This window comes from Aerococcus suis (assembly GCF_900176325.1).
Lineage (GTDB): Bacteria > Bacillota > Bacilli > Lactobacillales > Aerococcaceae > Aerococcus > Aerococcus suis.
The window spans coordinates 94,101-113,259 of the sequence record NZ_FWXK01000004.1; the positions used below are offsets into that span (position 1 = coordinate 94,101).

22 protein-coding genes are annotated in these 19,159 nt (G+C 38.1%); 7 read left to right on the forward strand and 15 right to left on the reverse strand.

Going from position 1 to position 19,159, the window contains the following annotated elements; genetic code table 11:
- Positions 1-107 precede the first annotated feature (107 nt).
- The 8 genes from secE to epsC all read right to left on the reverse strand — a co-directional run bounded on the left by secE (position 108) and on the right by epsC (position 4,841).
- Entirely contained in the window at positions 108-281 is a 174-nt protein-coding gene (secE, locus tag B8955_RS04705) for a preprotein translocase subunit SecE (protein WP_084099089.1), read from the reverse strand.
- A 15-nt stretch (positions 282-296) separates the two neighbouring features.
- Complete coding sequence (rpmG, locus tag B8955_RS04710) at positions 297-449, reverse strand: 50S ribosomal protein L33 (RefSeq protein ID WP_084099090.1); 153 nt, start codon at positions 447-449, stop codon at positions 297-299.
- A gap of 82 nt (positions 450-531) precedes the next feature.
- A complete protein-coding gene (locus B8955_RS04715; RefSeq protein ID WP_084099091.1) occupies positions 532-1,149 on the reverse strand; it encodes an RNA polymerase sigma factor in 618 nt (205 codons plus the stop codon).
- A gap of 27 nt (positions 1,150-1,176) precedes the next feature.
- Positions 1,177-1,701 (reverse strand): NYN domain-containing protein, encoded by a 525-nt coding sequence (locus B8955_RS04720; RefSeq protein ID WP_084099092.1) that lies wholly within the window; start codon positions 1,699-1,701, stop codon positions 1,177-1,179.
- Between the two features lie 19 nt (positions 1,702-1,720).
- Entirely contained in the window at positions 1,721-2,491 is a 771-nt protein-coding gene (gene rlmB / locus B8955_RS04725) for a 23S rRNA (guanosine(2251)-2'-O)-methyltransferase RlmB (protein ID WP_407639097.1), read from the reverse strand.
- Positions 2,472-2,882 carry a Mini-ribonuclease 3 gene (locus B8955_RS04730; protein ID WP_143238385.1) on the reverse strand — a complete coding sequence of 137 codons (411 nt, stop codon included), beginning with the start codon at positions 2,880-2,882 and terminating at the stop codon, positions 2,472-2,474. Before B8955_RS04730 ends, rlmB begins: the two co-directional genes overlap by 20 nt.
- Positions 2,882-4,297, reverse strand: a complete 1,416-nt coding sequence (gene cysS / locus B8955_RS04735; protein ID WP_084099133.1) for a cysteine--tRNA ligase — start codon at positions 4,295-4,297, stop codon at positions 2,882-2,884. Before cysS ends, B8955_RS04730 begins: the two co-directional genes overlap by 1 nt.
- A gap of 10 nt (positions 4,298-4,307) precedes the next feature.
- Positions 4,308-4,841 carry a serine O-acetyltransferase EpsC gene (gene epsC / locus B8955_RS04740; protein ID WP_084099135.1) on the reverse strand — a complete coding sequence of 178 codons (534 nt, stop codon included), beginning with the start codon at positions 4,839-4,841 and terminating at the stop codon, positions 4,308-4,310.
- Between the two features lie 274 nt (positions 4,842-5,115).
- Here epsC and B8955_RS06935 point away from each other — a divergent pair, with 274 nt between their 5' ends.
- The gene (locus B8955_RS06935) at positions 5,116-5,268 is read left to right on the forward strand and encodes a hypothetical protein (RefSeq protein WP_200804265.1); all 153 of its coding nucleotides are present in this window, start codon (positions 5,116-5,118) and stop codon (positions 5,266-5,268) included.
- Positions 5,269-5,529: 261 nt separating this feature from the next.
- Here the strand turns inward: B8955_RS06935 and gltX are convergent, their stop codons facing one another.
- The 4 genes from gltX to B8955_RS04760 form a co-directional block, all read right to left on the reverse strand.
- Positions 5,530-7,011, reverse strand: a complete 1,482-nt coding sequence (gltX, locus tag B8955_RS04745) for a glutamate--tRNA ligase (RefSeq protein ID WP_084099093.1) — start codon at positions 7,009-7,011, stop codon at positions 5,530-5,532.
- Between the two features lie 123 nt (positions 7,012-7,134).
- A complete protein-coding gene (locus B8955_RS04750; RefSeq protein ID WP_084099094.1) occupies positions 7,135-8,289 on the reverse strand; it encodes a PIN/TRAM domain-containing protein in 1,155 nt (384 codons plus the stop codon).
- 27 nt (positions 8,290-8,316) lie between these two features.
- A complete protein-coding gene (radA, locus tag B8955_RS04755; protein ID WP_084099095.1) occupies positions 8,317-9,702 on the reverse strand; it encodes a DNA repair protein RadA in 1,386 nt (461 codons plus the stop codon).
- Positions 9,703-9,720: 18 nt separating this feature from the next.
- Positions 9,721-10,263, reverse strand: coding sequence for a dCTP deaminase/dUTPase family protein (locus tag B8955_RS04760; RefSeq protein WP_084099096.1), 543 nt, complete (start codon positions 10,261-10,263; stop codon positions 9,721-9,723).
- A gap of 199 nt (positions 10,264-10,462) precedes the next feature.
- On the opposite strand from B8955_RS04760, the gene B8955_RS04765 reads away from it, so the two are divergent.
- Positions 10,463-11,134 (forward strand): hypothetical protein, encoded by a 672-nt coding sequence (locus B8955_RS04765; protein ID WP_084099097.1) that lies wholly within the window; start codon positions 10,463-10,465, stop codon positions 11,132-11,134.
- A 12-nt stretch (positions 11,135-11,146) separates the two neighbouring features.
- On the forward strand, positions 11,147-11,338 hold the full coding sequence (locus tag B8955_RS04770) for a hypothetical protein (protein WP_084099098.1): 192 nt from the start codon (positions 11,147-11,149) through the stop codon (positions 11,336-11,338).
- A 41-nt stretch (positions 11,339-11,379) separates the two neighbouring features.
- On the opposite strand, the gene B8955_RS04775 is transcribed toward B8955_RS04770, so the two are convergent.
- Together B8955_RS04775 and B8955_RS04780 are read right to left on the reverse strand one after the other, a co-directional pair.
- Entirely contained in the window at positions 11,380-14,286 is a 2,907-nt protein-coding gene (locus B8955_RS04775) for an insulinase family protein (RefSeq protein ID WP_084099099.1), read from the reverse strand.
- Positions 14,287-14,375: 89 nt separating this feature from the next.
- The gene (locus B8955_RS04780; protein WP_084099100.1) at positions 14,376-14,744 is read right to left on the reverse strand and encodes a MerR family transcriptional regulator; all 369 of its coding nucleotides are present in this window, start codon (positions 14,742-14,744) and stop codon (positions 14,376-14,378) included.
- A gap of 135 nt (positions 14,745-14,879) precedes the next feature.
- On the opposite strand from B8955_RS04780, the gene B8955_RS04785 reads away from it, so the two are divergent.
- From B8955_RS04785 to dhaL, 4 genes are all read left to right on the forward strand, one after another.
- Positions 14,880-15,746 carry a cation diffusion facilitator family transporter gene (locus B8955_RS04785; protein WP_084099101.1) on the forward strand — a complete coding sequence of 289 codons (867 nt, stop codon included), beginning with the start codon at positions 14,880-14,882 and terminating at the stop codon, positions 15,744-15,746.
- A gap of 163 nt (positions 15,747-15,909) precedes the next feature.
- A complete protein-coding gene (dhaM, locus tag B8955_RS04790; RefSeq protein ID WP_084099102.1) occupies positions 15,910-16,293 on the forward strand; it encodes a dihydroxyacetone kinase phosphoryl donor subunit DhaM in 384 nt (127 codons plus the stop codon).
- Between the two features lie 12 nt (positions 16,294-16,305).
- On the forward strand, positions 16,306-17,295 hold the full coding sequence (dhaK, locus tag B8955_RS04795) for a dihydroxyacetone kinase subunit DhaK (RefSeq protein WP_084099103.1): 990 nt from the start codon (positions 16,306-16,308) through the stop codon (positions 17,293-17,295).
- A 21-nt stretch (positions 17,296-17,316) separates the two neighbouring features.
- Positions 17,317-17,886 carry a dihydroxyacetone kinase subunit DhaL gene (dhaL, locus tag B8955_RS04800; RefSeq protein ID WP_084099104.1) on the forward strand — a complete coding sequence of 190 codons (570 nt, stop codon included), beginning with the start codon at positions 17,317-17,319 and terminating at the stop codon, positions 17,884-17,886.
- A 271-nt stretch (positions 17,887-18,157) separates the two neighbouring features.
- On the opposite strand, the gene B8955_RS04805 is transcribed toward dhaL, so the two are convergent.
- The gene (locus B8955_RS04805) at positions 18,158-19,156 is read right to left on the reverse strand and encodes an MBL fold metallo-hydrolase (RefSeq protein WP_200804266.1); all 999 of its coding nucleotides are present in this window, start codon (positions 19,154-19,156) and stop codon (positions 18,158-18,160) included.
- Positions 19,157-19,159 lie beyond the last annotated feature (3 nt).

The following is a 19,159-nucleotide window of genomic DNA, read 5'->3' on the forward strand; positions in this document are numbered from 1 at the left end:
GGAAAGGTTACTCGGTTGCTTCGTGATTAGTATAGCACAAACGACCCCTCACGCCAATCATTACCAAAGAAAAAAGGTTAGGAAAAACCTAACCTTACTAAGTAGTCTTATAAACCTAAGAACCATGCAAATGCTTTGCTAGCAGCGAAGTCAACCACACCTAAAAAGATTGCTGCGAGTAAAATTGTTCCAAGCACAATTCCAGTATAGCGCATTAATTCTTTCCCTGTTGGCCATTCTACTAAACGCATTTCATGGAAAACACCTTTAAAAAATCCCATGACAAAGCCTCTCTTTTATTTCGTCTCTTTATGTAATGTATGCTCATTACAATGTTTACAATATTTCTTAACTTCTAGGCGCTCTGTCCGATATTTAGACCCGCTCTTAACTGTATAATTACGAGATCCACATTTCGTACACGCCAAAGCAATTTTGTTTTGTCTCATGTTTATTTCTCCTTAAATCATTACCCATGTTACTGGGTTATGATTCACTTGTCAACTCTCACTATGACCAGCTTAACAACAGTCACTCATTCGATCCATTCACAACATAATGACGCAATAATTGCCGACAATTCCGCAACTGCGTCAATACCCATTGAGGCGATCGATTCATTTTTTGACTAATCATTTCTGGCGTCTCACCATCTAAATAACAATTAAAAATATACCGTTCATGTTCAGAAAAGTGTGAAAGAGCCAATTTGATTTGATCGGTTAACAGTACATAATATTGTGGATCTTCATAAACGGTCTCTGATTTATGTGAAAAAATATGATTAGTTTCTTCACCTGTATCATCAACCACCAACGGATGAGTATTATAATTTGCTCGTCGTTTTTGTGCCAATTGTTGACGAACAATATCTAAATAATGATTTCTTAAAACTCGCTTATAAAATGCGCCGAATGTGACTTGTTTCTTGATATCATACTTTTCGACACAGCGATGTAAACAAATCATCGCCTCTTGATAATAATCATCATTCTCTAAAAACTGTTCTGAAATTTGTGGGCGTAAACTCTTTATTAGCGGCATATAGCGATTATATAAGGCGACGAGTTCATCACCATGCTGCATTCTGATACGCTCAATTAATTCTTCATCACTTGCTCTTAAACCAAACCATGACTCTTCAACCATCCGTCTGTCCTCCTACAGATATTTTTTTTATTCACCACTCAAGTCATCGAGCAATCGTTGCAATTCGTCCATTTGATGATGGGACCATGGACTTTGTCTGCGGTATGTTGTCGGTGTATAGGTATCATCTCCACGATTAATCACTTGTTGAGTTCTCACGACATTCCGCCATAGTTCTTGGGCAGATTGTCGTAAGGCACCATGTTGAAATACCATCCGTTGTTCGGCGAGATCGCTCGTTGCGACAGTCACGTTGTATAACAAGCTCACGACATCATCCATCATTTCTTCAATGTAAGAATCTGCCGTTTGTCCTTCTGCTGTAAATACCACTTTTAAATTATATTGGTCATATTGTTTCGATATTCCAGGCACAAACATCGCATCAAATACGACCCAAGCTTCAATATGATGGAAGCCAACATAATTGGATAAGCTCGCTAATAATAAATCACGCGCTTCTTCCATTTCGTCTTGATTCTTTAGTTGGACTAAATTGGGCCAAGAACCAATCATGTTGTAACCATCTACTATGAGACGTTCTTTTTTCATATTGGTCCTCCCTTTTTCTTTAATTCATTCGTTTACGATACACTTCGTACATTACTAAGGCACTCGCAACACTCGCATTTAGACTTTGGACATGCCCACGCATTGGAATTGTCCATTGTCCGTCTAAGTGTTTCTTCACCCCTGGGGACACGCCTTTACCTTCATTTCCAATAACGACAGCTAATGGTAACGTCACATCTGTTTGCCATAGAGAATCCCCTGACATATCTGTTCCAAATACCCAAACGCCTCGTTCTTTTAATTCATCGATGGTGCGACTAATGTTCGTTACTCGAGCAACTGGCACATGTTCTATCGCTCCAGTACTCGTTTTCGCGACCGTTTGTGTCAACCCGACTTGACGTCTTTCGGGAATAATAATTCCATGGACACCGCTAGCATCTGCCGTTCTAAGAATGCTCCCTAAATTATGAGGATCTTCAATACCATCTAACACGATAAAAAAAGGATCTTCTTCCTTCGCTTCTGCTGCCGCAAATAAGTCATCGACTGTCGCATATTGGTAAGCCGCAACAGCTGCTACCACCCCTTGATGATTGCCACTGTTGGATAAACTATCCAATTTCGATTTAGGTACTGTTGAAATCTGTACATGTCTTTGTCTCGCAGCTTTTTTGATAGTAGAGGCATTGCGATCATTTAAGTCTTGTTGTAAAAAGATTTTATTGACATCACGATCACCATGTAATAATTCAGTGACCGTATGCATACCAAAAACGAAATCATTCTCGGTGTTATTCATTGGTTTGTTATCTTTGACCACGTTCATTCTCCTCGATAAATTTTAAGCCAAATTGAGTCACCCAGTGAAAACGTTCGTGGTCATCTTGTAAATAAAGATAACCACATAACGCTTCGAAACCTGTTGCTAACCGATAATCAGCAATTGAGGCATTCTTAGCACTCGTATGACTTTTCATATTACGCCCACGTTTAAACGCTTGGACTTCATCATCACTTAATAACTCTTGATCTAATAATGCAGTTACTATCGCAGCTTGTCCGCTCGCTTTTGCAAATTGAATGCCATGTTTGTGTAATTCATTGGGTTTTAATTGCGTATTCGCAACTAAGTACTCTCGAATCACAATCTCCCAAGCAGCATCTCCTAAGTAAGCTAGACTTAACCCATTAATTTGGCGAATATCTTTTATTTGCATTAGTGACTTCTTCTCCACCGCGTACCTTGCGCTGTGTCATCTAAGATAATCCCTTGCGCTTTCAATTGATCCCGGATAGCATCACTGCGTTCGAAATCTTTTGCTTTTCTGGCAGCTGTCCGTTCATCAATTAATGCTTGAATGGTATCATCCAATAATTCCTCTTCTTCAAAGGTTACGCCAAAAATACCCACTAATTCCGTGAAAGTAGCTTTCATTTGGTCAAGCACTACTTTAGATATATGATCATTTTCTATATATACGTTTATTTCTCGCATTAATTGGTAAATAATTGTTAATCCGTTTGGCGTATTAATATCGTCATCCATTGCTTCAACAAACTTTTCCTCAAAATCAGCGATTTTTGCTAACATGTCGTCATCAGCAGTTAAAGAATCTGTTGCGTCATTATAACGATAGTTTAAGTTTTGATACGTCGTTTGCAAACGTTCTAAGTTAGTTCGCGCTTCTTCTAAATTCGCTTCACTAAATTTCAATGGGCTACGGTAATGCGCACTGGCTAAGAAAAAGCGAACAACTTGAGGAGGGACTTGAGCAATTAAATCATGGGCTAAAATAAAGTTCCCTAGTGATTTACTCATTTTTTCGCCGTCATCACCCATCGTCACAAAACCATTATGCATCCAATAACGAGCAAAAGTTTGACCGGTATGTGCTTCAGATTGGGCAATTTCATTTTCATGATGTGGGAAAGTTAAGTCATGTCCCCCACCATGAATATCAATCGTATCGCCTAAATATTTAGTTGCCATAACAGAGCATTCAATATGCCAACCAGGACGTCCTTTGCCCCATGGCGAATCCCAAGAAATTTCATCTGGTTTCGCTTTTTTCCATAAGGCGAAGTCAACGGCATCTTCTTTAACCGTATCGGCACCCGCTTCTAAACGTTCACTGGCACCTTGACGTAAATCATCAATTGATTGATCGCTTAATTTACCATAGTCATCAAATTGACGTGCTCTAAAATACACGTCGCCATCAGCTTCGTATGCATAGTCTTTATCCACTAAATCTGCCACAAAATCAATAATGTCATCCATATTTTCAACGACTCGTGGATTTTTAGTTGCCCGTTTAACGTTTAAAGCATCTGTATCTGCATAAAAAGCTTCAATATATTTATCTGCAATTTCACTTGGCGTTAACCCTTCTTCATTTGCACGACGGATAATTTTATCATCAACATCCGTAAAGTTTGACACATATTTAACGTTGTATCCACGATATTCAAAATAACGTCTAACCGTATCAAAGGCTACCGTACTGCGAGCATTACCAATATGAATGTAGTTATATACCGTTGGCCCACAAACATACATTGAAATTTCTCCAGGTCGTAATGGCTCAAAAGTTTCTTTTTGATTCGTTAAGGTATTAAAAAGCTTCATTATGTCTCCCTTTCTATTTACTTTCTGTTGTTTCATCATGATAACGGACAATTTTAGCTGGCAATCCAACGACTGTCACATGTGGTGGCACATCTTCAAGTACGACAGCGTTAGCACCAATTTTAGACCCTTCACCAATCGTAATATTTCCTAGGACTGATGAATTTGCTGAGACAAGGACGCCATCCTCTACATTAGGATGTCTCTTTCCTTTTTGTTTTCCAGTTCCGCCCAACGTTGCTCCATGAAAAATCGTCACATCATTACCAACAACAGCTGTTTCACCAATTACCGTTCCCATTCCATGGTCAATAAACAATCGTTTACCAATTTGGGCCCCAGGATGAATCTCTACTCCCGTTAAAAACCGAGCAAATTTTGAAATTATTTGCGCTAATAAAAACCACTTTTTGTTATAACATTTATGTGCCAAACGATGAAAGAGTATCGCATGGACACCTTGATTCGTTAATAATACCTCGGCTTTCGATCGTACAGCAGGATCATTTGCTTCATAAGCGGCTAATAAATCATTTAGTCGTTGCATCATAGCCTTTATATCCTTTCCCATTCATTTAAGTCTCTTACCTATTATAAGTGAATTCATCACTTTTCGCACTTATTCGATACAAAAAGCTCAACGACTCCATATAAATACTTTATTTATTATTTTATCATCTAAAAATTATACACGGTTATTAAAGCGGTTACAATACTATATTAATAAAGTTTTTTATATTTTTATTTTGTAAGCGTATCATTCGACAAAAGTCCGCAATTTGTTATAGTGAAATCATACCAATCAGAAAGGAGAATCTCTCATGGGATTAGATGATTTAAAACAAAAAGGTAAAGACTTCGTAAACGACCATAAAGACGACGCCGTAAACAAAGGTAAAAAACATTTCGACAAACATAAAGACGAATACGCTGAAAAAGGTAAAAAAATCGCCAAAGACAAATTCAAAAAATAATAACAGGATGCGATAAAGTACGGGTAACCACGGTCGTTGGACCTAAAAGCGACGCCTCTCTGTAAGAGAGAAGGAGCTCTTTAGGGAAACGCAACCGTGGTTGTGCTTTAGAGCTCGACTACAGGGTGTGAAGAAACGCGCTCTGATTCGAACCCGACTAAAAAGGGTGTGAACATTTGCGTCTAGCATCGTTTTTTACATCCTTATACTTAAAAACCTTCTGGACCTATTAGCTGTCCAGAAGGTTTTTTCTTTATCCTATTATTTATCTAATTTTGCAATGGCTTGATCTAAATGATGTAAGGCTTTGTCGCGACCTAAAACTTCAATCGTCAAACCAATTGATGGGCCGTGTTGTTCACCAGATGTTGCTACACGAATTGGCATATAAAGATTTTTACCTTTAACACCGGTTTCTTTTTGGACAGCTTTAATCGTTGCCATGATATTGTCTTCATTGAAATCATCATCAGATAACTCTTTCAATTTATCACGGAAAGTCGTTAAAACTGTTGGAACAGTTTCACCAGTTAACATTTCTTCCGCTTCTGGTGCAATTTCTAATTCTTCTTGGAAGAACATTTCAGATAACGGTACAATTTCTGCGGCATAACTTATTTCATCTTTATATAATGAAACAAGTTTTTCTGTCCATGCCATTTCTTCATCGTCGGCATTGTCAGATAGACGTCCTGCACGTTGTAAGTGATCAATCGCTAATTCTGCTACACGTTCAGCATCTGCAGATTTCATATACCGGTTATTAATCCATTCAAGTTTTTTATTATCAAAAGCAGCTGGTGATTTTGATAAGCGATCCGTATCAAAGCGTTCAATCAATTCATCATGGCTAAAGATTTCATCTTCCCCTTTAGGAGACCAACCTAATAAAGCAATAAAATTAAACATTGCTTCTGGTAAGTAACCTAAATCACGATATTGTTCGATAAATTGAAGAATACTTTCATCACGTTTTGATAATTTTTTACCAGTATCGGCATTAGTAATTAATGTCATATGACCAAAAACAGGTGCGTCCCATCCTAATGCTTCGTAAATCATCATTTGTTTAGGTGTATTCGCAATATGGTCATCTCCACGTAAGACATGAGTGATTTCCATTAAATGGTCATCAACAACAACGGCGAAGTTGTAAGTTGGTTGTCCATCTTGTTTTAGAATGACAAAGTCACCACTAATATCTTTTGCTTCAAAGCTAATGTCACCTTTGACCATATCAGCGAACTCATAAACGCCATCATCTGGAACACGGAAGCGAATCGTTTCTGGACGACCTTCTTCGCGAGCTTGTTGACGTTCTTCTTCACTCGCATTACGCCATTTACCAATGTAGCGAGGAGTTTCGCCTCGTTCAATTTGGCCATCATGTTCCGCTTCAATTTCTTCTGGTGTATCATATGCGTAATAAGCATCACCATTGGCTAATAATTGTTCAATATATTTTAAGTAAATGTCATTACGTTCAGATTGACGATATGGACCGTACTCTCCTGGTTTATCTGGTCCTTCATCCCAGTCAATTCCTAACCATGTTAAGTTATTTAACTGACTTTCTTCTCCATCAGCAATATTTCGTTTAGTATCAGTATCTTCAATACGGATAATAAAATCGCCACCATTATGACGAGCAAATAAATAATTAAATAACGCTGTCCGAGCATTCCCAATATGAAGATGCCCTGTTGGACTTGGTGCGTAACGAACTCTTACTTTATCAGACATTTACTGATTCCTCCTCATTAATTCTCTCATTCATTGTACCATGCAACTAAAAGCAAAAACAGTCTGTTTCACAAGACTGCTTTTACGACATATACTGTCTTCTCTGAATCCCTTTTACTAATATTAAACAATTTTAGCAAAAATCATTTTACCCGCGTTAGTCTGTAGTGAACTGGTAATTTCAACTTGCAACGTCTCATCAAGGTGTTTCTTCCCTTCTTCGACAACAATCATCGTTCCATCATCTAAGTAGCCGACACCTTGCTGGCGTTCAGTTCCTTCTTTGATAATATGCACAGAGAGATGATCTCCTGGAATAACAACCATCTTAAGCGCATTCGCTAGCTCATTAATATTAAGAACTTTAATTTGATGAAATTGACTAACTTTATTTAAATTATAATCATTGGTCACAACAATTCCGTTGACTTCCTTCGCTAATAATAACAATTTTAAATCGACTTCGTCTTCTTTTTCGAAGTCACGATCAGAAAATTCAACGGTAATGGCTTCTTCATCGCGTAATTGATTTAAAATATCTAACCCACGACGTCCTCGCACACGTTTGGTCGCATCAGCTGAATCTGCAATAAACTGTAATTCTTTTAGGACAAAGTTAGGGACCAAGATAATTCCCTCAATAAAACCTGCTCTAATAACGTCTAAGATACGACCATCAATAATCACACTCGTATCTAAAATTTTATACGGTTGAAAGGTATAATTATCCTCTTGAGAGTCCTCGCTGGCCGTGTCATCCTCTGTCGAATTATTAGTTGCTTTGCGTTGTTGAATTTTTTCTTTCGTTTTATCGATATCATTCAACGATAATTGGCCAACTCGTACAAAAAACTGTTGAATTTCATAACTACGCGTATTTCCAATAACATAACCCACAAATCCTAAAACAACGGTTAATATAAAGGGCAAAATATTACTGATAAATGGCACATTAAACCCAATCACTGGAATATTAATTAACCAAGCTAAAATCAAACCAATAATTAACCCTAGTAGACTTGTTAGAAAAGTTGCTAAAGATAACTGGCGAATTTGATTAGCTAAACGGGTAAATACTCTTTGTAGCCATGGTCGTTGTAAAATAAATAATAAATAGAAAATAATAGCTCCAATGGCAATATTTACTAAAGCATTATTTAAAATAAACGCTTCTTGATTAATCCATTGCCAAACTGTTGGTAAGAGATAGTAACCTAAACTCCCCCCGACTAGCATAAAGAGTAAATGAAAAATTTTCGTTCCTTTTTCACGTGTCATCTGCCCACCTCCTTTCAATTATGATCATTATTTGGGAAAGATAACCGCTAATACATCGCGCAACGTGGCAGCTGCCATTACTTGAATATCTTCAGGAGCTTTAATCCCACTGGCGCTCCCTTTAGGTACAAAAATCCGTTTAAATCCTAACTTTTGCGCTTCTTGAACCCGTTCTTGCAAACGAGGCACACGCCGAATTTCTCCGGTTAACCCAATTTCACCAACAAAGCAGTCCGTTGCTAACGTTTCTTTCTCCCAATAACTAGACGCTACTGAGACTGCAATAGCTAAGTCAACAGCTGGTTCATCCAAACGAACCCCACCAGTTGCCTTCAAATAAGCATCTTGATTTTGTAACATTAATCCCGCTCGTTTCTCTAATACTGCCATGATTAATGTCACTCGTGAATAATCCAGACCACTTGCCGTTCGTCGGGCATTTCCAAAGGCTGTAGGTGCTAGTAATGCTTGCACTTCAGTTAAAATTGGTCGAGTGCCTTCCATTGAAGCCACCACTGCTGAACCATTTGCCCCAGCTAAACGTTCTTCTAGGAACAATTCACTTGGATTATCAACTTCTTTTAACCCGTCACTTTGCATATCAAAAACTCCGAGTTCGTTCGTTGACCCAAACCGATTTTTAACCGCTCGTAAAATTCGGAACGTGTCGTGTTTTTCGCCCTCAAAATAAAGAACGGTATCCACCATATGCTCTAACATACGTGGACCAGCAATATTTCCTTCTTTAGTGACATGTCCAACAATAAAAGTAGCGATTCCATTTTCCTTCGCAATATGCATCAATTCGGAAGTGGTTTCTCGTACTTGACTCACACTCCCTGCAATCCCATTACTTTCCTCATGAGTCATCGTTTGAATGGAATCAATGACTAAAAATTGAGGTTTTAAATCTTGAATAGCTACTTTGATTTCATCCATATCCGTTTCTGCAAAAACATAAAAATCAGGATCTTCAAATCCTAACCGATCTGCACGCATCTTAATTTGATGCATACTTTCTTCACCAGAAACATATAGCACTGTACCTTGTTCCTGACTTAATTGCATAGAAACTTGTAGTAAAAGTGTTGATTTCCCAATACCAGGATCACCGCCTACTAATACAAGAGATCCGGGAACAACACCACCACCGAGCACACGGTTAAATTCTTTTAAGGAGGTTAATACACGAGTTTCTTTTTGAGCGGCAACCGTTTTGATTCGTTGTGGTTTCGCTGATTTATAGCCCTCGTGAATTGGGGTATGATTTTCTGGGTGTTTAATCGTTCGTCCAGAAAGACGTTCTTCTTCCATTTGATTCCAAGCGCCACAATTGGGACAGCGCCCAAGCCAACGGGGCGACTCATAACCACACGCTTGACAAACAAATTGCGTTGCTTGTTTTTTTGCCATTTGTCACATTCCTTTTACTTAATTTTGTCCTGAACTACCAAATCCTCCTTGACGTGTCACACCGTTATCGACATCATCGTCGGTTTTCTGGTACGTTAAGAAGATACCTTGAGCAATGCGTTCACCTTTTTCAATCGTGACATCTTCGAAACCAAAGTTTAATAACTGTACGAACAATTCACCTTCATTTTCGGCATTATTATAGTAATCACTATCAACAATACCCACCCCATTAGGAAGGACTAATGATCGTTTTAATGGATTGCTTGAACGACACGTAATTTGTAAGTATTCATTCTCTGGCATATACACTTTAATTCCAGTGGGAACAAGAACTGGCTTAATGTCAGCTGATTGTGCCGCTGCTTCATCAACGGATTCGCTTTGTAATCCTTGTACTTGTTGTAATGTTTGTAATACTCCTTTTTGCCAAATAGACGGAATCACCGTCCGTTCAGCTGCTTCAATGTCATAACCAGCTGACCCTGAGGTTTGGCGAATAGGTAAATGGATATCTTTATCTAAATACGTAGAAACGACTTCAAATCCTCGTTTGCGCATACAGAACTCCTCCGAACTATGTTTTCATCTTGTTTCATTCATTATACTAAAATTATCATTTGAACGCATGACTCACGGTTCAACAACCAAATATTTCTTCAAGGTCTTATTAAACCTTATGAATCATACTTTTAACCCACATGAAATTATATTAAACTAACGTCAGTAGTAAAATCTATAGTCTAAGGGGCTATTTTTCATGAAATTACCAAAAATCGGATTTATATTAAGTTGTTTGTGTTTATTCGTTGGTTGCCAAAATGCGCAAATAAACAAAGAAACGCTTGCTAATCAAGTCAATCATCAGTTAAATGAAGCAACGACTTACCAACAAGCTACCCAAATTAGCCAAAAAACGACAACTAATGAGGGAACGCAAACGGCTCAACAAACGAACCAATTGACAATCGAAAATAATGAACTCGTTAATGCGACAGTCATTAGTAAACAGAGTCAACAACCTAGCCAATATTTAGAACTTAAGCAAGAAGACGGTACCACTTATACCCGTGAACTTGATAGTGACTGGTTAAAAGTGGCCCATCCCAACCAAGAACGCGATCAATTTACCCTCTTCACTATGCAAGAAATTCAACGGATTGTTAATGAGGTGGCAAATGATGGTGAATGGAACAGTAGGACTAACCAAACAACCATTGACTATCATAAACAACAGGATGACCTACTCAATTTATTTAATCGGGTAGCTATTGTTCAGCTTAATCCAAAGGCAACTCATGATATCACGATAACCATCAATCCTAAAGAACAAACATTGACCCATATTCACTGGACAATAACTGGTACTAATCGTTCAACAGGAGAACCTGTCAAAGCGACAGTCGATATTCAATCACAAATGGCCACTTAAAGGAGTCTCATTATGAATAAAAATATTGTTGCTAGTGTACTAGCAGCCGTTACAATTATCTTAAATGTCTACATTATGTTTAAAGGCAAAAGCGAAGCTGGTATGACTCGTCAAGAACAAGGCCGAATTAAGGTAATTGCAGGCATCTTTCTTATTTTATCTTTTGTTGCATTAACATTTGGCGAATACTTAGGACTACAATAATACAAAACGACGTCTCATTGCCAGACGTCGTTTTTTAATCGTTATTGTTTTAATTCCCGAACGTTATCAAATGCAAATGTTGCCTGCTTAATTTGTTGTTCATTACCGATAACGACAGTATAACCTTGTGCCATTGTCTCACGAATAAGATCCACATATGCCATTAAATCAGCCACTGTTGTATTTAATGTGGCAATTAATCGCTTGTCAATCATTGATTTATCACTACCTTTAAAGTAACGCGTGAGCATGATACGGTTCACTTTATCAGGTGATATTGGATAATGGAAACTAGACATCGTCCCAATAATAAATTGATTTAATGTTTCTTGGTCTAATTCTAGGTTTGCTACGAAATCACTCATCGCTTGATAAGTAGCTATCGTTTGATCAACATTTGGATCGCGATAAGAATAAGCTGTCATATCTCCAGTTCGACTAATTGTCAATCCAGCTCCGTAAGCACCACCTTGTAAGCGAACGAGATCATAAAGATACCCTTTGGAAAGGATAGCCGATAGGACAAGCATCAGTGCTTCATAATCTGTTGCTGGGAAGTATCCCCCTTGAGCAACGTATTGTACGTTACTATTCGTTATAATCGCTTCTTTTCTAATGTTAGAGAAGTCAAATGTCATTGGATGTCTAACAACTGTCTCTCCAACAGGTAATGTTTCAATAAACTCTTTTACTTCATGATAAAAGGCGTCTTTATCTGCTGATTCTCCAGTTAAGCTAATTGTTAATCGACTTTGTGTCCATAAGCGTTGGTTTAATTGTTCTAGTTGGTGTTTAAATGTTTCCCATTCGGTATCAAAGTGATTAATCAAATGCGTCAAATGGTCATAATAACCAATTCCGCTTAATTCTTCAGCATAACGCGAAGGATTAGAGTATAAACTCCGTACTCGACCCAGTGCCGCTTGATGACCGTTAGCCTCAAACGATTGCTCCATTTCTAATTTAACCCGTTTGAATACATTTAATATGCGTTGTTTTTGTGTAAACAGTGACTTCGTTAAAATATCTGTCGTTAATTCAAATCCTCGCGCTGTTTTTGGATTAAGAGCAGCAAAATTAACTTCCATCTGTACGGTATAATCATCTGGATTATCAACTGCCGTATAAATTTTTGGAACAATTCCTAATCCAGCTGTCGCTTTCATCAACTCAGTATCTAAATCTTGATACGTCATATTTTGCGTATCGACTGAGCCTAATAAAATAGCTAAATCTTTTAAATAAGGAATTTCTTCCCTCGTCATATCATCACTAGCAAACGCTAATTTAACGTAACGAACACCTGAAGTCGCTTGAGGATGGAATAAAATTGTTGGATTATTACTTAATATTTCTTCTGGAATATTTGTTGTTTCTCTTGGAACATCAGCTAAATCGAGTTGCGGTAACGTCGCTATTGCTTCCGGAGTATCGGGCTCTGTCTGATAAGCTCGTAACGACTCGTTTTGTTTAATGAGTTCTTGAACGTCTTCAGCAGATAATTGGGCTTTTTCTGCCGCTAATTTTTCAGCCAATGCATCATCTTGAGATCGGAACAGACCAACTTTTGGTTCATGAACTAAAACTTGAGTCGTTTCCGCATTTAACACTCGATCCGTCAGTAATTGTTCAAACATACCTTGGTCACGTCGTTGGCGTATGTAATCTAACTCGTCAGAATAAGTTAATCCGTCAAGTGGTTGGTCTTGGTAACGCCAAACAGATAGCATTTGAATGCCTCGAGTAATTCCTTGCATAGAGCCACCCGCTTGCCGATAGTAAAATTCACGTGAATTTAGTACCCCATCAAAAACAGATTGGTCTAATCCATCTTCAACCACTTGTCGCAATGTTTTTTCAATAATATCTACAATTTGATCCGCTTGATCAGCCGACATGTTTTCAACCACAATACCAAAGTCTTGATAGTAGCCATCACTTGGATAAGCAGACACATCTTCTGCGAAACCAGTATCGACTAAAGCTGCTCGTAATGGACTTGCTTCTGCATCCACTAACACGTCGCCTAATAATTGTAAAATAAAGATCATTTGCTTATCTTGAGCAGAAGTGAAGGGAACCGTATAAGTTAAATAGCTATCTGTTTCACGCGACATTTGCTTATCTGCACTATAATAAACCGTTTCTTTTGTCCGCCCTTTAGGTGGAGTGGGCAGTGTCAATTCAATCGCATGATGATCTGCTTCAAAGGCATCAAAGTAACCCTCATTGATTTGTGCTAGCGCCCGGTCAATGTCGATATCTCCATATAAAAAGGCTAAAGCATTATCTGGTCGGTAATGGGTTTGGTGAAAAGCACAGAAGTCTTCATAGCTGAGTTCAGGAATCACATAAGGATTCCCACCTGATTCATGCGCATAAGTTGACTCTGGATGTAAATGTTCAGCAACTGAAGACATAATGGCGCGATCAACATCTCCAAAAGCGCCACGCATTTCGTTATAAACCACACCTTTAATCGTTAAGTCATCTTCTGGTTGGAAAAGCTCTTTATGCCATCCCTCTTGGCGGAAAATTTTTTCTTCCGTTAACATTTTGGGATAGAAAACCGCATCTAAATAAACGCCCATTAAATGGTGGAAGTCCGTTTCATTCATTGAAGACAAAGGATAAACCGTCATATCCGCAAAAGTTAGCGCATTTAAAAATGTCTGCATAGAAGTTTTCATCATATGCATAAATGGATCTTTAACTGGATATTTTTGTGACCCTGATAGTACAGAGTGTTCGACAATATGAGCCACCCCTGTAGAATCGGTAGGTGGAGTCAAAAATCCAATCCCAAATGTTCGATTAGGATCATCATTATTTACCCACATCACACGTCCACCAGATTGAGGATGATAATATTCCACTACTTCCGCACCAATATCATCCACCCATTGTGTTTGTACTTTTTTAAAACCATGTTGTAACTCTTCTGTCATTCTTATCCCTCTTTAATATGCTATGTCACGATTAAAACAATAAGGCCAAGGTCAATACCTCGGCTCGATAATGAAGACTTAGTGACCGACTAATGATGTTGGCCACTATAGCCACTCTCATCAGGTTGAACAAAGCCCCCTTGATTCAAAATTTCATTATATAGTATGCGACGAACATCATCATCTGTTAACGGCTTATGTTCGTGTTCTTCTTTTGGTTTCTTGTAATGATTATAAATAGCTTGGACAGTCCAGCCCTCTGCAATGTAATCTTTAATATCTAATAAACGATCGACGTCATTTAACGAGTACATTCGTCGATTCGTATCGGTTCGTTGTGGGGTAATCAAATCACGTTCTTCATAATACCGTACTTGACGCGCACTTAAATCAGTTAATTTCATAACTGTTCCAATTGAAAAAACGGCTAATGACCGTCGCAGCTCTTTCTCTTTCATCACACTGCCTCCCTCACTTATTTATCCAAATGTTAGCTTAACTAACATCAGATGTCAACGCAAAGCTCATCGTCGCTATTTTATGTATTTTGCGCTATAATAATCCCCCTAATACCTCAGAGGAGATGATGATTTGTGACAGCTAATCAAGACCTTAAATGGGCGCGTCGTGGAACTATACTCAGTATGGTTGCCTATGCCATGATTGCGACAGCCAAAATAACAGCTGGACATTGGCTACATTCAAGTGCTTTAGCTGCAGATGGCTTAAATAACTTTTCTGACACCATCAGTGCCGTCCTCATGTTTATCGGCATCTATTTAGCTCACCGCCCTGCCGATTTTAATCACCAGTACGGTCATCGTAAAATGGAATCTATCACAACCTTAATTATTAGCTTTATTATTCTTTTTATCGGTGGACAAGTGACCTTACAGGCAGTCACCCAATTTTTTACGACCACTTCAACGCAACCAAGTCCTGTTTCTGCGCTTATAGGACTTATTTCCGGAATCATTATGTTAGGCGTATATGCTTTCAATTTACGAATTGCTCATCGTATTCATAGTACGGGACTCAAAGCAACCGCTAAAGATAATCTTGCGGATGCTTTGACATCCTTCGTCACGGCCATCGCTATTATTACGAGTCAATTTAATTTATTTTGGATTGATGGAGTAATGGCGCTTATCGTAGGTATCATCATTATTAAAACAGGGATCGACGTTTTTAGAGAAGCAGCTTTTGAATTATCAGATGGTTTTTCTCCAGCTGAAATTGAACGTTATAAACATACGATTTATCAAGTCCCTGACGTTAGAAAAGTACAAGCTATCCGCGGTCGTACTTACGGACCTCATGTCTATTTAGATATTACGATTGCGGTCGATCCAATGATGACAGTAAAAGAAGGCCATGATATCACAGTTGCAGTTGAAAAAGTGCTCTATATGACATATTTTATTGAAGCGATTGATGTTCATGTCGAGCCAGATAATTAATGATAAATGACAAAACAACGTCGAGCTTGGTCTCGGCGTTGTCTCTTTAATAGACGAATTTTCTTATTTTGTTCATTAAATGTTTGCCCCATTTTTCACAACCTGTTAAAATATTGATGTAACCGAATACAGCCGATGTAATCGACTATAAAGGAGGATGCATATGCAAACTTTAATTCTAGTTTCTCATAGTGCCAAAATTACAGAAGGTATCAAAGAATTAATTACAGAAATGGTTCCAGACGCAGACAATACGTTTGAGGTCATTGCTGCTGGAGGAACAGAAGACGGTGAAATTGGAACATCTCCAATGCCTATCGTTGATGGTATTCAAAATGCAAAAGGGGACCATGTTTATATCTTTACTGACATGGGGAGTGCGGTATTATCTAGTGAAACCGCCATTGATTTCTTAACTGATGAACAAAAAGAAAAAGTAACATTATTAGAATCACCAATCGTAGAAAGTGCTTATATTGCCGCTATTCAATCAACTATTGGTGCTAGTCACGACGATTTACTAAAAGCAATCGAAGAACAAGCCTAAGGAGGCCTTTAAATGAAAAAAATTATTAATCAACCAAGTGATGTCGTTAATGAAATGTTACAAGGAATGGCAACTGCCCATCCTGAATTACTAGAGCGTTTCTCTGACTCACAAGTTATCCATCGTAAAGCTGACACACCTGACGTTGTCGGTATTGTTAGTGGTGGTGGATCCGGTCACGAACCTAGCCATGCAGGATTTGTCGGTGAAGGAATGCTATCTGCTGCTGTATGTGGTGAAGTCTTCACTTCTCCAACACCAGACCAAATTTTAACAGCTATCAAAGCTAGCGATAATGGTAAAGGTGTTTTCTTAGTTATCAAAAACTATACTGGTGACGTTATGAACTTCGAAATGGCGCAAGAATTAGCCGAAGCAGAAGGTATCGAAACATCATCAATTGTCGTTAACGATGATATCGCGATTGAAGACAGTACTTTCACTGCTGGTAAACGTGGTGTTGCTGGTACGGTGTTAATGCATAAAATCATTGGTTACTATGCCAAAGAAGGTAAAAACTTAGACGAACTAACTGAAATTGCCAACAAAGTAAATGATAACTTAAATACAATTGGTTTAGCTTTAACAGCTGCTACTGTTCCAGAAGTTGGTAAACCTGGTTTCGATATCGAAGATGACGCTTTCGAATACGGTATTGGTATCCATGGTGAACCTGGATATAAACGTGAAAAAATTAAACCGGCTAAAGAAATGGCTAAAGAATTAGTTTCTCAATTAAAAGCTACTTATAACTGGGAAGCTGGCGACTCATTTGTAGTATTAGTTAACTCAATGGGTGGTACCCCATTAATGGAACTTTATATTTTCTGGAATGATGTTCAACAATTATTAGCTGATGAAGGCATCGACGTTAAATGGGTAAAAGTCGGTGAATTAATGACAAGTATTGAAATGCAAGGTTTATCATTAACATTATTAAAAGTTGAAGACAACGAGTGGGTTGACGCGCTTAAAGCTCCCGTTGATGTCTTAGCTTGGTAAGAAAAGGAGAGGGATAACATTATGGAAAATGTCATGACATGGTTAAACAACTGGTTAGATGAATTAGAAGAACATAAAGCTTATTTAAGTGATCTTGACCAAAAAATTGGTGATGGTGACCACGGAAATAACATGGCTCGTGGTGGTAAAGCCGTTAAAGAAAAATTAGGTGCGGATACACCAGAAGCTGCTAGCGATATCTTTATGGTTTTTGCACAAAACTTAATGAGCAAAATTGGTGGCGCATCAGGACCACTTTACGGTTCAGCTTTCTTAGCTATGGCAACTACTGCTAAACAAACAGATAATTTAGGCGACATCTTTGCCGCAGGTTTAGATAAAATCAAACAACGTGGTAAAGCTGAAGCTGGTGAAAAAACTATGGTTGATATGTGGGAACCAGCAATTGAAGCCATTAAAGCTGAAAACTGGGATACTAAAGTATTAGATGATGCTCGTGAAAATGTCATCAACTTAAAAGCAACGAAAGGTCGTGCTTCTTACTACGGTGACCGTACAGTTGGTGAAATGGATCCAGGAGCAGAGTCAAGTTATTACTTATTCAAAGCGTTATTCGAAGCTCATGCTTAAAATACTCATATAAATAGAGCTAGAGATTAGGTCGTTAACCTTATGCTTTGACATTCGCTCTCAATTTCTGTAATTTAGTACTATACAACTGACTAATCAAAGGAGCGACAACATGAAAAAAATTAGACGTCTTATCTCAGTTATTACTGCTTTACTCTCATTAATTGCAGCAGTTAAAGCATTCATGGATCTATTTAAAGAAAACGATCCTGATAATAAAGTCTTTTAAAACGTTAAAACGTCATTGTCTACATCTTAGACAATGACGTTTTTATATATTTTGAATCGTTGCTTCCACTTTTTGAAAATGATAAACTCCATTAATTATCTCACATAACACATGACCAGAATGCACTAAATAATCGAGATGAGCCATCGTTTCTCCAGTCGCAAAGAATTTTTGTGATTTAGGAAAATTTTCCCATTTATCAAACTTAACTCGCCATGAAATCTGGCGGGAAATATCTTCTACTGTATAAGACATTCCTTCTGACATCGCATCTAAAATTTCTTGTAAGCGCTCATGATGATGAGATATAATCTCATCAATTCTTCGATTGGGTCGATCAATTAATTGACGATGTGTCGCGAACATCCGCTTCAAGTTGAGTGGCTTTAAGTGTTCTAACGTTTTCAAGTAATCATTTAAAATATTAGGATATTCCTCTCCCCAGTATGTAATGTTAGGGGAAATAGGATCTAACACCGTGTCTGCTGAAAAGATGAACTGATAGTTAGGCTCATACAATCCAATATGTCCAGGCGTATGACCAATTAAATCCATTACTTCAAATTGATACTGCCCCACATTAAATGTCTCCCCAATTTTTAACGGGATAAAATCAATCGTTTCATTCGATTTAAAGGCATAACCTGGATTCACCGACAAGTCCATTGTTTCCATCTGACCAGTATATGCTGCTTGTCGCTCACTGATTGTTTCCCAATATTGATCAGATACCATTCGATTAATAATCTCTCCATCAACTTCTCCAGCGTAAATCCGACAACCCGCTTCTTGAAATAAATAAGCTAAGCCGGAGTGATCAGCATGTAAGTGCGTGATAACGAGATCTAAGTCCCCAACTTCTAAACCTAACTCAGCAATTCCTGCCAATAGTTGCTCTTTCGTTTCAGGCAAATTATATCCCGTATCAAAAATAACATTTCTTTCTGGCGTCTTGATAACAAAAATATTTAACTGTTTTAATGCCGTTTGTGGCATATCCACATTAAACGTATAAATATCTTTCGCAACTTCTTTAATCACGAT